This window comes from Kribbella sp. (assembly GCF_035687465.1).
GTDB lineage: Bacteria > Actinomycetota > Actinomycetes > Propionibacteriales > Kribbellaceae > Kribbella.
Genome location: NZ_DASRXP010000248.1, coordinates 1 through 14,541, shown reverse-complemented (window position 1 = coordinate 14,541; position 14,541 = coordinate 1). Strand labels below are relative to the sequence as shown.

Here is a 14,541-nt window from a genome sequence, read left to right as displayed (position 1 = left end):
CCAATCCAGTCCCCGAGTCTTTCCAGTCCTCCCGACCTACCCTCGGCCCAGCGGGTTAAACCGCCGGCCGGACTCAAGCGTCTCGAAAATCTCGGCTACTGAGATTGAGTGGCCCGACGTCCTCGGCGACCTTCCTCCAGTGCTGTCGGAGGGTGCTTGGGTCGGAGTAGGCTCAGGTGGTTGCTAGGAGACTGCGATGAACCAGGGCCTGCTGAATTCGTTGACGGATGCCGAGCGGATGCTCGTTGCCGAGACAGAGCGGGACGTGCTGAAGCGCCTGGACGAAGATGAGCTGCTGGACTTGCATCAGCGGATCCGGCGGACTCGCACGAAGTACGTGAAGAACTATCGGCGGGGCGCGAGTGCTGCGATCGCCAAGGTGGGTGGGCGCGGATTGTCGTATCGCGGCAATCAACGTGATCGGGACAAGGCGGAGTTGTTCGAGTCGGTGCTGGCGCGGGTGAGCCGGGAGGTCGCGACGGCCGCCAAGCGAGCGTCGATGGAGCTGCGCAGTGAACGGCTCGCAGCGGCACGATCGGCCCGAGCGGGCGTTGATCCGGGTCCGGTCCGGGCCGTCGACGTCCCAGCGCCGGATAACAGCCCACGTGCTCGCGCCACCAAGACCACCGGGGGACTGAAGAAGGACGCGTCGACCCGCGCTGCCGGCGCCCGTCGCCAGGCCAGACGCGACGCCCCCTGACGAGGACGACGCCGTGGTCGGAGGTCTCGCCCGATTCGGGTGATCCCAGCGGTCGTGGGACGCCGACGTATCCAATCAAGGGATTGAATCAGGCGCACCCGATCAAAGGATTGAATACTGCCGCAATCGCCAAGGAGCGGTTAGTGTTTGTTGCGGAGACGCGTAGGCGGGGTGCTGCGGCCCAGGGACACGTCGGCCAGGGGGGAGGGGCGGCGATGGCGATCACCCCGACGCCGGATCAAGACCGCGATGACTTCCGTCATCCCGCCGCGGGGAGGGTTCCGCGGCCGCCGCTGACGCTGGTGCCCCGGGAGAGGCTGTATTCCGCGCTCGACCTCGGCGTGCGGGGACCGCTGACGATGCTGGTCGCACCCGCCGGCACCGGCAAGACCGTCCTGTTGTCGGCGTGGGTCGCGCGCCGAAGACAGTCGGGCGGGTCGGTGACCTGGGTGTCGGGGCAGTGGCCCGAGTCGCTGTACGAAGTCCTTCACGACACGCAGGACGCGGAGGTGACGAAACCGCCGGATCCGATCATCGTGGACGACGCTCAACTGCTGCCGTCGACGACCGTCGACGACCTGTCCCAGATTCTGCGGAAGTCACCGCAGGCGATCCGGCTCGTGCTGGCCACTCGGTACGACCTACCAGTGCCGGTGCCCGAGCTCGAACTGCGGGGGATGGCGCTGACCCTGCGGTCCGGGGATCTGCGCTTCAACGACTCCGAGGCCACCGCACTCGTACAGGCTCATGCTCACGACGCCAGCACGGACGACATCCTGTTGGTCCAGGAGAAGACGGCCGGCTGGGCGGCGGCGCTGGTGCTCGCGGCCCGAACCCTCGCCGCGTCCGGCGGCGCCGTGTGGTCCTTCGTCAGCCAGCGGCCGGTACTCGACCTGCTCCTCGGCGAGAGCTTGAACACCCTCGACGACCGCGTGCAGGCGATGCTGCTGAGCACCTTCGGAGTCAGTGCGGTGACCGGACAGCAGGCCGTGATGCTCAGCGGCGACTCCGACGCCGGTGCGATGCTCGCGGATCTCGCCGGGACCGGACTGCTGGTGACGGCGTACGGCGACGGTCCGACCGGCGAGCCGGTGTACCGGTACCACCCACTGCTCGTCGAACTGCTCAGGCGACGGGTCGCGGGCAGTGCCGAGGACGCGCGGACGGTCGTCGCGGCGCACCGCCGGTCGGCGCTGCACTCCGAGAATCGCGGCGACGGTGGAACCGCGCTGCGAAGTGCACTGGGGGCCGATGATCCGGCGCTGGTCGCGCGGATCCTGATCGCTCACGGACCGGGGATGCTTGTCGCGGGGGAGCTGGGTCTGGTCACTGCAGGATTCGAGATCCTCCCGGACGGCTATCTCGAGGCCCACCCACACCTGATCGGCGTCCGCGGACTGCTGCGCCGCGTCTCCGGCGACGTCGCCGGAGCAGTGATGGATGCGGCGTCGGCCGACGACCTGGCCGGTACTGCGGATCTTGGACCGGTGACGCCGGACGACGACGCGTTGGCGGCGGACGTCGTACTGCTGCGGCTGTGGGAATCCCGCTACGGCTGGTACGACGTGCAGGCCGCGATCGGCCGGGCACGGTCCCTTCTGACGCTGGATCCACAGAACAGCGATGGTCGGCGGCACGCCGAGCTCGCTCCGGAGCGACTGGCCTGGTTGCTGATCGAGCTCGCGGCCGCGGAGACCTGGGCCGACGAGCTCGACTCCGCGCTCAGCCATCTGGACGAGGCGCTGGTCACGGCGAGGATGGTCGGCCATCCGCGACTGGTGGCGGGTGGTCTCGCACATCGTGCTGTTGTGCGGTTCGTGCGCGGCCAGGTGCAGGGCGCCGCCCAGTCCGCGCAGGCCGCGCTCGACGCGGTCGGTGAGGACGGGTTGCCGCGGGAGTACGCCGTACGGGCACACGTCGTGATGGGATTCGCGGCGCTGAACCAGCTGGACCTGGACAGCGCGTGGCAGTGGTACCAGCGCGTCGTCGCGACCGATCTGGCCGACTCGGACACCGTAGTCACGGCCCTGCGCGCGACCTTGCGATCCGTGCTCCTGGTCGAGGCCGGTCGCCTGGACGAGGCGTTGACGGAACTGACCAGCGACCCCGCGGCGGTCGGGCCGTTGCCGTCGTTCCTGGCGCGGGACCTGGCGCTGCTGCGGCTCCGGCTGGCGATTCTGGTCGGGGACCAGGCTGGTGTCGTGGCGCAGCTCAGGGAGCTCGACAGTACCAGCAACACATCCGAGGCCGACCTTGCGCGGGCCATGCTCTCGATCGGCAAGGGCGATCTGCGCGCAACCGCGGAGATGATCGATCAGCTACTCGGCCGACCGGACCTGTACCCTCCGATCGCTTCCACGGCGGCATCGTTCCGAACGGTCCTGCTGGCTCGCATGGGCGACGTACCGGCCGCCGATGCTTCACTGATCGACACCTTGAACCGAGCGGCACCGCAGCGACTTCTGCACGCCCTCGTGCCGGCCGGTGGTGAGCCGATGTTCCTCGAGCAGCTGCGCAGACACCTCGCAGGTCCGGGCCCGCATCCGTTCGCCGGTGTCACGCTCGAGAAGCTGTCGGGCTATCTGGAGGTCTCCAGGGAGTCTCGCGGACTGACGCTGCTGGCGCGGACGAGGCCGGACGGGCAGGCTCCGCCGCCACGTCGCCTCGACGCCGTCGTGAACGGTGCCCGGATCCGCTTGACTGCCCGCGAGGCGGACGTGCTCGGCCAGCTCGCGCTCGGCAGTTCGTACACCGAGATTGCCCAGGCGCTCTACATCACCGAGAACACCGTCAAGACGCACATGATGTCGCTGTACCGGAAGTTGGGAGTCGAGAAGCGCTCGGCAGCCCTCCGGGTGGCTCGAACGGTCGGCCTGACGTAGCGAAGTCCGTACGGCGAGGTCGCGGGCCGGGTTCATCCCCCACCTCACCCTATTCGGAGGAGGACGGCCGCTCGGCCTGTTGATGGGATTGGCATCCAGCGCGGAATGGTGGAGCTGACCGCAAGCGCGCGCCTGGAGCGTGCCGAACCGAGGATGCCCCGCTCCTGCCGGAGGAGATCTCGTGAACACGACCGCAGACGATTTCGATCCGATTCCTTCCACCCGGTACCGGGTACCGGTTGACATCGCCTCGCTGAAGCGGGCGGAGGAGGAGGCGGACGCGCTCGCCGTCCCGGTTGCTGTCGGTGCGGAGCCTCGGGAGGAACTCGGCACCGACGCAGCCGGGTTGGCGTCGGCCGGATTCACCGGAGAGCAGGGACAGACACTCGTTCAGACCCGTGCGAGCGGCCCGGTCCGCGTCGCCGTGGGGATCGGTAGGCCCGATCGGATCGACGTCACGCTCGCGCGCGACCTGGCCGCGGAGTTCGCCCGCGCCGTCCCGTGGCACAAGCGCCTCGCGATCGAGATCCCGTCCCGGGACCTGGGGATCTCTCCCGCCGATTTCGCCCAGGCGGTGACCGAAGGGGTGCTGCTGGCGCGCTGGCGGTACTTCGTCGGCAGGGATGCCGACCGTGCTCCGCTCGAATCCCTGCTGGTGGTGGCGTCCGACGAGGATGCCGAGGAGGCCGGTCGCGGGGTCGAGCGCGGTCGCGTCATCGCCGAGGCGTACTGCCTCGGCCGCGATCTGGCCAACTGCCCGGCCACCACCTTGTCGGCGGCCCGGATGGCCGAGGTCGCGCTCGAGGTCGGTCCGCCGGCCGGTCTCGAGGTCGAGGTGTTCGACAAAGACCAGCTGATCGCGATGTGCTGCGGGGGTCTGCTCGGGGTGAACCGCGGGAGCGTGGAGCCGCCCCGGATGATCCGGCTCCGCTACCAGCCCGATGAACCGACCGGCCGGATCGCCCTGATCGGCAAGGGCGTGATGTACGACTCCGGAGGGATCAGCCTCAAGCCGAGCGACGAGTCGCACGCGCAGATGAAGAACGACATGACCGGCGCCGCGGCTGTCCTCGCCTCGATGACAGCCCTGCAGGCGCTGGGATGTAGGGCGGCTGTGACCGGCTATCTGATGTGCACCGACAACATGCCGTCAGGGTCGGCGATGAAGCTCGGTGACGTGCTGCGGATGCGCAACGGTACGACGGTCGAGGTGCTGAACACCGATGCGGAGGGGCGCCTCGTGATGGCCGATGGACTGGCGCTGGCCGCGGAAGAGCCCGTCGACACGATCGTCGACATCGCCACCCTGACCGGAGCCTGTCTCCGGACGTTCGGTGTCGAGATGGCCGGTGTCATGGGCAACAGTCCGGCAGTGGTGGAGCAGTTGCGGCGCGCGGGTGACGTCGTCGACGAGCCCGTCTGGGAGCTTCCGCTGCACAGGTCGTACCGGTCCCAGCTCGACTCGTCGATCGCGGACATGACCAACATGGGCGGCATGAACGCGGGATCGATCACCGCCGCGCTGTTCCTCGAGGAGTTCGTCGACGGCCGGCCCTGGGCCCACGTCGACATCGCGGGCACGGCGCAGCTTCCGGCGCCGAGGACCTGGCGGAACAAGGGCGCGACCGGCTTCGGCACGAAGTTGCTGATCGAGTTCGCGCTCGAGTTCGCCCGCCCCGCGGACGCCCGTGCTGGGGTGGCGACGTCATGAGCGCCGCCGAGGCCCCGCAGAAGCAGGTCGAGAAGGGCGGCATGCAACGGGTTCTGGACGGCATCGAGCGGGCCGGCAACAAGGTTCCGCACCCGGCCCTGATCTTCCTGGGGCTCATCGTCATCGTCATCGTCGTCTCGCAGATCCTGGACTGGACCGGTACGAGTGTGACCACCGAGGTGGCCGAGCCCGCGACGGTCCAGGTCGCGCCCGAATACGAAGGGGGAAGCAGCGTCGCGGGCAACGACGCACCCCCGGCGCCGGCCGTGCCCGACTACGAGCTGCAGCAGGAGACGATCACTGCCAAGAGCCTGCTCGACGGTGACGGCATCCGCTTCATGTTCACCACGGCAGTCCAGAACTTCAACGACTTCGGTGTCGTCGCCGTCATCCTCGTCGCGATGATCGGGGTCGGCGTCGCCGAGGAAGCCGGCCTGATCGCGGCCCTGATCCGCAAGATGGTGAAGGTGGCACCCAAGGGCGCGATCACCTTCATCATCGTTCTGCTCGGCGGCATCTCCAGCGTCGCGTCCGACGCGGGCTACCTGGTCCTGATTCCCTTGGGCGCGGCCGCGTTCGCCTCGCTCGGGCGACATCCGCTGGCCGGTATCGCGGCGGCGTACGCCGGGGTCAGTGCGGCCTTCTTCGTGAACATCCTGATCACCCCTGCCGACGGCATCATCACCGAGGTCACGAACGAGACGATCGGGCTGGTCGCGCCTGACGTCCATCTCAACGTCACCCACAACTTCTACTTCAGCATCGCCTCGACGCTGTTCTGCGCCCTCGTCATGACGGTGATCACCGAGCGCCTCCTCGAACCCAGGCTCGGCAAGTACGACGCGTCCGAGGCCCCGGTCGACGCCCCGGTCGATCACCAGCCCTCCGACGAGGAGATGGCGCTGGAGTCGCGCGGACTGCGCTGGTCGGTCTACTACCTGCTGGTCGCCGTCGCCATCGTCTCGGCGCTGACGTTCATCCCGGACGCTCCCCTCCGGAATCCCGAGACCGGCGAGATCTTCGGCTCGTCGCCGTTCATGAGCAGTCTGCTCTTCATCATCTCGATGCTCTTCCTCGCCGCCGGGCTCGGGTACGGCCGGGGCTCGAAGTCCCTGACCGGCAGCACGAACGTCATCAACGCGATCGTGAAGACGTTCAACGGACTGGGCGGACTGATCTTCCTGATGCTGCTGATCGCCCAGTTCATTGCCTACTTCAACTACACGAACATCTCCACGCTGGCCGCGACCGGCCTGGCGGACCTGCTCGAGCGGGCCGACATCGGCGCCCTGCCGTTGCTGATCGGCTTCATCCTGCTGGTCGTGATCATCGACCTGATCATGCCCGGCGTGATCCCGAAGTGGGCGATCCTGGCACCGATCTTCGTCCCGCTGTTCTACCGGCTCGGCATCGCGCCGCAGACCGTGATCGCGGCCTACCGGGTCGGCGACGGTCCGGTCAACGTGATCACGCCGCTGATGGTCTACCTGCCGTTCATCGTGCTCGTCTGCCAGAAGTACCGGAAGAAGGCCGGCATCGGCACCGTGGTGTCGATGATGCTGCCGTACACCTTCATCGTCCTGGTCACGTGGACGCTCTTCTACGTCATCTGGTACCTGATCGGGATTCCCTGGGGCCCGGGCGCTCCGGTGCACCTCGGGTAGGGGCGCCATGGATGACGGCACGGTGAGCCTGATCATCCTCGGGCTCGCCGTCGCCTTGTTCGTGTGGAACAAGCTGCCCGTCGACGTCGTCGCGGTGCTCGTCGCCCTGTCCCTGTGGGCGACCGGAGTGCTCGGCTTCACCGCCGTACTCGCGGGCTTCGGCGACCCGGTGGTCATCTTCATCGCCACGCTGTTCGTGGTGAGCGAGGGCATCGACTCCACCGGGGTGACCGCCTGGGCCGGCCAGGCGATCGTCCGGTACGCCGGAACCACGCGGAGCCGGCTGTTGATCGCCGTGACGGGTCTGTGCGCTGTGTTGTCGGCCCTGATCACGCTGAACGGAGCAGTCGCGGCGCTGCTTCCCCTCGTGGTCATGCTGGCCGTGCGGATCGGTCAGCCGCCATCGCGGATGCTGATGCCGCTGACCTTCGCGGGGAGCGCCGGATCTCTGCTGATGCTGACCGGCACGCCCGTCAACATCATCGTGTCGGAGGCAGCCGGCGACGCCGGCGCGGGCAGTTTCCCGTTCTTCGCCTTCGCCGTGGTCGGCGTGCCGCTGGTGATCGGCACTATCACGATCTCGGTGCTCCTCGGCCCCAGACTGTTGCCGGCCGCACGGCCTACGCATCCCGCCGTCGACTTCGCGGTTCACGCTCAGACGCTCGACGTTCACTACGCCCTGGCCGACGGCTTCTACCGGCTGCGCGTGCCTGAGCTCTCGCCGTTGCTCGGCCGAGGGGTCGGCGAGCTCGACCTCACGCCGTATCCGGACGTGATGATCGTCGGCGTACAGGACGGGCAGGGACAGTACCGCGCGGACGCGGCCATCGATGTCGATGACGTCCTGGTGGTGACCGGGCCGTCGGAGCAGGTGAGCAGCCTGACGGCCGACTCGTTGCTCGCGGTCAGCAGGGCGCCGACGCCGGTCGACGACCTGATGACCCGTGAAGCCGGTGTGGTCGAGGTCGTCATCCCACCCAGGTCGTCACTCGTCGGCGAGACGGTCTTTCCGGGAATGCACCGTGGCCGTGATCTCGTCGTCATCGCCGTCCAGCGGATGGGCAAGGACCGTGGCAACCGGCACACCCAGCTGGCGGAGGGCGATGCGATCCTCGTGCACGGCCCGTGGCCGGCTCTCGACGAGCTCACCAGGGACCGGGATGTCCTGCTCGTGGACTCGCCGGAACTCGTACGGCGGCAGGCTGTGCCGTGGGGGCCGAAGGCATCGGTCGCCGTCGCCATCCTCGCCGCGATGGTCGTCCTGCTCGCGACCGGCGCGGTCCCGCCCGCGATGGCGGGTCTGCTCGCCGCGACCGCGATGGTGCTGACGAGGGTGGTCGGACCGCAACAGGCGTATCGCGCCATCTCCTGGCAGATCGTCGTACTGATCGGGGCCCTGATCCCGTTGTCGGCCGCGATCCAGTCCAGCGGTGGCGCGGACCGGATCGCCGACCTGATCATCGACGCGATCGGTCCGGGCCGGCCGTACTTGTTGCTGCTGGCACTTTTCGCGCTCACTGCGGCTCTGGGGCAGATGGTCAGCAACACCGCGACGGTGCTGATCGTCGCGCCGATCGCGGTCGCGGCCGCCCAGGGGACGGGGACCTCCGTCAAGCCGGTCCTGATGCTCATCGCCGTCGCCGGAGCGGCATCGCTGTTGACCCCCATCTCCACGCCCGCGAACATGATGATCATGAGTCCCGCGGGCTACCGCTTCGGCGACTACTGGAAGCTCGGCCTCGTCGTGATGGCGTGGTGGCTGCTCACGGCACTGGTGATCGTCCCGCTGGTCTGGCCGTTCTGAGATGGCGAACGCCGACAGGTACGTCTCCACCGGCGGCCTGCCCGAGGTGACCACGGTCGCCGAACTCGTCCAAGCGGCGTACGACCGTTATCGCGCCATCGGCGCCGGGTCGGTGTCGGACGTGTATCCCGCGTTGGCCCGGGCCGATCCGGAGACGTTCGGCTTCTGCGTCGCGGCGATCGACGGCCGCCGGTTCGAGGCGGGAGACTCCCGTCGGCCGTTCACGATCATGAGCGTCGCCAAGCCGTTCGTGTTCGCCTGGACATGTCAGGCGCTAGGGGTCGCTGCCATCCGCACTCTGGTGGGCGTGAACGCGACCGGGCTGCCGTTCAACTCCGTGCAGGCGGTCGAACAGTCCTCTCGGGGGCAGACCAACCCGATGGTGAATCCCGGTGCGATCGCGACGACCAGCCTCACTCCGGGCAGTTCGCTGGATGACCGCTGGCAGTTCATCGTCGAAGGGCTGTCCCGCTTCGCCGGCCGTGAGCTGCTCCTGGACACCGACGTACTCGCGTCGGCACTGGCGACGAACCATCGCAACCGGGCCCTGGCTGCCCTGCTCAGCAGTGTCGGAGGCCTGGCCGGTGATCCCGACGAAGCGATCGAGCTCTACACCAGGCAGAGCTGTTTGAGCGTTACTGCCACGGACCTGGCATCGATGGGAGCAACGCTGGCGGACGGCGGGGTCTGCCCGACGACGCAGGAACGAGTGGTCGATGCAGACGTCGCACGCGTGACGCTGGCGGTGATGACGATCGCGGGCCTGTACGAGACCTCCGGGGACTGGCTGCTCGACGTCGGGGTTCCCGGCAAGAGCGGGATCGGGGGTGGCATCGTGACGGTCTCGCCCGGCAAGGGCGCGCTGGGGACGTTCGGGCCGCGGCTGGATCAGGCCGGCAACAGCGTCAAAGGCCAACTGGCCGCACAGTTCCTTGCCCGACAGCTGGGTCTCGACCTGCTCGCCTCGCAGCCGGTCCCGCCGGCGTGAGTCCTACGGGGCGGCCAGTGTGAGGGTGGTGGTGGCCGAGGTACCTGCGCGCAGGTACGTCAGCTCGAGGGTGTCTCCGACCTTGCGGGTCAGAGTCGCGACCACGATCTGCTCGCTGCTGACAGCGGGATCGTTGTCGACCTTGGTGATGATGTCGCTTGCCCTCAGCCCGGCCTTCGCAGCTGGACCCGCGGTGTCGACCGCGAGTACGAAGAGCCCGGTCGGAGTGCCCGCCGCCTTGGCGATCGCGGGCGGGATCTCCTGCACCTGCAGGCCGGTCGTCGGGTGACCGGGCTGTCCGGTGCGGATGAGTTCGTCCGCGATCGGTTTCGCCAGATCCACCGGGATCGCGAAGCCGAGGCCGACACTTCCGCCGCCGCTGACACCGGAGGCGTTCGGCACGGTGGCGATCGCCGCGTTGACTCCGATCAGACGTCCTGAGCAGTCGATCAGGGCACCTCCGCTGTTGCCGGGATTGATGGCCGCGTCGGTCTGGATGGCGCCGATCAGATGGTGGGTCACGCCGTCACCCGGTACCGGCACGTACCGATCGAGTGCGCTGACGATGCCGGAGGTGACCGTACTGGCGAGCCCGAGCGGAGCGCCCAGGGCGACGACGGGCTGGCCGACCTGTATTGATGCCGACGAGCCGAGGCCGATCACGGGATAGCCCTTCGCGGCATCGGCGGCCTTGAGCACCGCCAGGTCGGTGCTGGGATCACGACCGACGATCTCGGCGTCGGAGCTGTGGCCGTCGCTGTACTGGACGGAGACGTTGCCCCCTCCCGCGGCGACCGAGATGACATGGTCGTTGGTGAGGACGTAGCCGCCTTCCTGGAAGATCTGCCCGGACCCGGTGCCGGCCTGGGCGCCTCGGCGTGCCGAGATCGTCACGATCGATGGCAGGACCTGGTCCGCGAGCGGGATCGCCGCGCACATCGCCGTGCTGGAATCCGTCTGCGCTGTCGACGCCGCGCCGGCGGTACTTCCGTCGTTCCGTGCGGCGACGAAGATCAGCGCCGTGATGAGCGCGCCGACGATCACCCCGCCCGCGATCGCGAGATACAAGGTGCGGCCCCGACCGGTCGGGGGTGTGGCTGCCGGCATCGGCGGTCCGCCGTCGGCCTGGACCATCTCGACCTCCTCGGGTGCGCTCAGGAGTCGGAGCGCACCGATGGCAGGACGTGCTCGACGCTCCCGTCGCCATCCCGAGAATAGGGTCGGCACGCATCCGGCGACTCACCCCCAGCGGGTGATTCCTCCGTGAACGCGGCGCGGTCGAAGTACAGGTATGCGACGGCCGCGGCCGTGATCGGCATCGCCAGGGCGAACAGGATCGACGACACCAGGTTGATCAGTGTGGGCGCCCAGTCTGTAGCGAGCAGCAAGATGATCCCGGCGATCGGCCCGGCGGCCAGGCCCAGCCCGACGATGATGACGAGCGGTACAGCGGTGCGCCACCACCGGCCCCTGACCAGCAGCCGGCTGCGCCTCAGCGCCGTACGCCCGGAGCATTGTTCTGCGACGACGACCGGTAGGGCGAACGCGCGGCTGACCGCGTAGTAGATGGCGACCGGGATCGTCGCGATGAAGATCGTGAGGACGGCGATGATGACGAAGTACTGCGCGGCCGCCCGGGACAGTGGCCGCCAGTTCGAGACCACCTGGCGCACCGTGCGTGCGGCTGTCACCGGGAGGCCTCGGTCCAGCTGGTCGAGCGTCGTCGTGACAGTCGCGAGCAATGCGCCGTACGTCGCGATCGTGAGGAGCGTGACGGCCAGCGCGACCAGAGACGCCCAGAAGCCGGTCGAGGTCTCGGTCGGGGCGCCAAGGTCGGTGGGAGCGTCGCGTCTGGCCACCTGAAGCTCTGTCAGGACGACCGTGACCAGGCTCAGCAAGACGAAGGCCGCGGCGAAGGCTGCGAAGAGGCCCGGTCGAAGCCGGACCAAGCGCAGCGCGGCGACGACCGCCTGCCCCCAGGCTCGCCGCTTCCGGGCAGGTAGCGGTCCGGTGTCACTCCACCGCGTCCGGCTCGCCGCGAACCAGATCAACCCGGCGAGCGCAGCGAGCAGCAGGCCCAGCAGCCAGACCCGGTCGAGGGTTTCGCGGACCAGGTTCGATCCGGTCGCGACCGCCGTACAGAAGGCGCCGGTGCTGCTCGGCCCGAGGAGCGTGCCGGCCGGCACGGTCCCGCTGTCGTCCCGCCAGGTCGCCTCGGCGTCCTGGATGGGCGCGGTCCACGAGGTCTTCATGTTCGGCCCGGTCGGTCCGTCGAAGAAGGACCGCTGCCGTTCGCCCCACCGTCCCTCGAAGGCCAGCCACGGATACTGCTTCAGGTAGTCCGCACTGGCCAATGGCACGTAGGCGACGCGGGGTCGCAGCTCGGCTCCTGGAGTCGTCGTGTCGTCACAACCCAATCCCTCCGAGCCACGACCGAGGTACAGGCGCTGACCGTACTTGTTGGCGTGCGAACCCGCCGCCGGGTAGACGACCGGATGAGTTCCGTCGACGATCTCGAGCTTGGTGTCGCCCCACCGCGCGCGCTCGGCTCCGCCGTGCTGACTGAAGCCCACGGCGGTCGGGCTCGTGGTCAACGCGGCCGCGGGGGTTGCCGCGTCGAAGACGAGCAGGATCGACTCCCAGTCGCCTTCGTGGGTGTTGTTGTAGTCGTTGAAGACGTAGAAGAACCAGTACTCCAAGGAGATCTTCCCGGGGAACTCGGGGTCCGAGGCCACGTGCGCGTAGACAGTCGCAGGGTGCGCGGCGTTGATGAGCGCCGACCACTCGGCATAGTCGCACCCGGGGCGCAGCGGATCGCCGGGAAAGTCCAGAAAGTGACCTGGGTATCCGAGGCCGAGGTCCTCGTCTTCGGGCTGGGTCTTGACCAGGTCAGGCGGCCGCCAAGGCCCACGAAGGGCAACCTGCTGATCGCCCAGGACGGCTTCGACATCGGTGGGCTGGAACTGCTCGCCGTTCCTGCAGTTCGAGGAGTCCTGCTGCAGTTTGACGACGGGGGAGTAGCGCTCGGCCAATGCCTGCGCGGCGACATCATCCGGTGAGCCGGCGGCCATGGCCTGATCGGGGAGGCACAGGACCATCAGGGTCATCAGGGCGGCGATCACCGGCGGAAGAGGTGTTCTCCATGCGGACGCCGTCATGCCGACAGAATGCCCTCACCACGGCGATACCGACACCATCCGACCTCGCTCGGCGTGGTCAGCTCACCCGATCCAGGTGAGCCATCCAGTCGCCGCGAGAGTACGGCCGTTCGGTTTCTCGTCGCCCAGGAAGGGTGATGCATCCCCGCAGCGGGCACCGCAGAGTCGTGTCGAGGGGCCGTGAAAGGGGCAGTCCCATGGGCCACTATGTCATCCGGGTCAGAGGCGACTTGTCTCGCGAGCTGACGGACGCGTTCCCTTCTCTGGCAGCCGATCCGGAGCCTGCGCAGACTGTTCTGCACGGACATCTGGCCGATCAGGCGGCGCTGGCCGGAATTCTGAACCACCTCGACATGCTGGGCGTGGACATCATCGAGGTCCTGCAGGTCCCTCCATCGCGGCCGCCGGAGGGAGCCTGAGCCTCGCGTCAGCTCTACCGCGTTCTAGCCGGCGAACATCTCCCGCAGAGCCGCTTCCTGGTCGCTCGACAGGTTCGACTCGATGAGCTGCGGCTTCCGGAGCCCGGTCGCGTCGAACGTCGCCTTCACCTCTTCCTGGACGGCGTCACTGGTCAACAGGAACAGCGCCGACGTGCCGGGCGTGATCTGGTCGCGCACCCTTGCGATGAAGTCGTCGTCGATCCCCACGTCGGCCAGAGATCCCGCCAGGGCGCCTGACGCGGCACCGATGGCAGCACCGGCCAGCGGCATCAGAAAGAGCATGCCGAACAGCATCCCCCAGAACATCCCGCCGATCGCGCCGGGCCCGGTCAGGCTCCGCAACTGCCGGGTGGTCGGCCTCCTCGTCTCCGGCTTCCACGACACGGACGCAGCGTCGTGCACGGTGATCAACTGTTGCTTGGCCAGCCCTTCCAAGGTCGCGATCGCTTGATTGGCCCCGTTCCAGGTAGAGAACTTCCAGACCGTCAGAGTCGACATCGCGCTGCTCCCCTCGAGGCGCACCTGATCCCCACCAGCCTCCGATCACCCCAGCAAACCAGCCTCACCCGATCCGGGTGACAGCAATCAGCAGCGGTGACTGCGTCGCGACCTGGGTAGCTCGAGTTGCTCGATCGGCGTCCGCCGAGATATTCGATCTGCTGACTTAGACCGAACAGCTCGGCGGGTTGTGACACCGACGCATCAGGAGCGGGGCGACGATCCAGCGGTCATTGCGGCTTCCCACTCTCGGTCCAGCGTTCGAAGAGGCCGATCTGCGCCGGCGGCCAGGGCCCGTCGCAGGGCATGTTGCCCTTCCGGAGGCGGTCGAGGATGGCGTCGGCATGCCGGCTGACGTCGTCGTACGACCAGAGGTCGAAGGACCTCAGCATCGATCGACGGTCGACTTCGCGGAACAAGGGCTTGATGTCGGTCTCAAAGCCAGTCAGATCGCCTGCCATGACTCCTCCTTGCGTCGAACGGCGCCCGCGCGGTTCTGGTGTCATTCACCACTACCGGTCCTATCATGACGGCGTGGGTGCACCGTCAGGAACGGTTCTGCATGGGCGTTCGCGTGAGCGCCAGGAGATCGACCGCGCCCTCGGCTCTGTCCGGGGCGGTGAGAGCGCTGCGCTGGTCATCCGGGGTGAGGCCGGGATGGGGAAGACCGCGCAAGTCGTAGCGTCACGCCACGCA

The 14,541-nt window shown here is 68.2% G+C and carries 11 protein-coding genes; 7 read left to right on the top strand and 4 right to left on the bottom strand.

Annotated elements, in window-relative coordinates; genetic code table 11:
• The first annotated feature begins 196 nt into the window (after window positions 1-196).
• The 6 genes from VFG33_RS12625 to glsA all read left to right on the top strand — a co-directional run bounded on the left by VFG33_RS12625 (window position 197) and on the right by glsA (window position 9,749).
• Window positions 197-700 (top strand): hypothetical protein, encoded by a 504-nt coding sequence (locus tag VFG33_RS12625; RefSeq protein ID WP_325025809.1) that lies wholly within the window; start codon window positions 197-199, stop codon window positions 698-700.
• Window positions 701-915: 215 nt separating this feature from the next.
• Window positions 916-3,582: a LuxR C-terminal-related transcriptional regulator gene (locus tag VFG33_RS12620; RefSeq protein ID WP_325025807.1), complete on the top strand. Its 2,667-nt coding sequence runs from the start codon at window positions 916-918 to the stop codon at window positions 3,580-3,582.
• Window positions 3,583-3,763: 181 nt separating this feature from the next.
• Window positions 3,764-5,293, top strand: coding sequence for a leucyl aminopeptidase family protein (locus VFG33_RS12615; protein ID WP_325025804.1), 1,530 nt, complete (start codon window positions 3,764-3,766; stop codon window positions 5,291-5,293).
• The gene (locus tag VFG33_RS12610; protein WP_325025801.1) at window positions 5,290-6,957 is read left to right on the top strand and encodes an AbgT family transporter; all 1,668 of its coding nucleotides are present in this window, start codon (window positions 5,290-5,292) and stop codon (window positions 6,955-6,957) included. Before VFG33_RS12615 ends, VFG33_RS12610 begins: the two co-directional genes overlap by 4 nt.
• Before the next feature lie 7 nt (window positions 6,958-6,964).
• A complete protein-coding gene (locus VFG33_RS12605) occupies window positions 6,965-8,761 on the top strand; it encodes an SLC13 family permease (protein WP_325025799.1) in 1,797 nt (598 codons plus the stop codon).
• 1 nt (window position 8,762) lies between these two features.
• Window positions 8,763-9,749, top strand: a complete 987-nt coding sequence (gene glsA, locus VFG33_RS12600; RefSeq protein WP_325025797.1) for a glutaminase A — start codon at window positions 8,763-8,765, stop codon at window positions 9,747-9,749.
• 3 nt (window positions 9,750-9,752) lie between these two features.
• Here the strand turns inward: glsA and VFG33_RS12595 are convergent, their stop codons facing one another.
• Complete coding sequence (locus tag VFG33_RS12595; protein WP_325025795.1) at window positions 9,753-10,883, bottom strand: S1C family serine protease; 1,131 nt, start codon at window positions 10,881-10,883, stop codon at window positions 9,753-9,755.
• A gap of 20 nt (window positions 10,884-10,903) precedes the next feature.
• Window positions 10,904-12,907, bottom strand: a complete 2,004-nt coding sequence (locus VFG33_RS12590) for a hypothetical protein (RefSeq protein WP_325025794.1) — start codon at window positions 12,905-12,907, stop codon at window positions 10,904-10,906.
• A 197-nt stretch (window positions 12,908-13,104) separates the two neighbouring features.
• Here VFG33_RS12590 and VFG33_RS12585 point away from each other — a divergent pair, with 197 nt between their 5' ends.
• Window positions 13,105-13,326, top strand: coding sequence for a DUF8691 family protein (locus tag VFG33_RS12585; protein ID WP_325025792.1), 222 nt, complete (start codon window positions 13,105-13,107; stop codon window positions 13,324-13,326).
• Between the two features lie 24 nt (window positions 13,327-13,350).
• On the opposite strand, the gene VFG33_RS12580 is transcribed toward VFG33_RS12585, so the two are convergent.
• Window positions 13,351-13,845, bottom strand: a complete 495-nt coding sequence (locus VFG33_RS12580; RefSeq protein ID WP_325025789.1) for a DUF1269 domain-containing protein — start codon at window positions 13,843-13,845, stop codon at window positions 13,351-13,353.
• 230 nt (window positions 13,846-14,075) lie between these two features.
• Window positions 14,076-14,306 carry a hypothetical protein gene (locus VFG33_RS12575; RefSeq protein ID WP_325025787.1) on the bottom strand — a complete coding sequence of 77 codons (231 nt, stop codon included), beginning with the start codon at window positions 14,304-14,306 and terminating at the stop codon, window positions 14,076-14,078.
• Window positions 14,307-14,541: the final 235 nt, after the last annotated feature.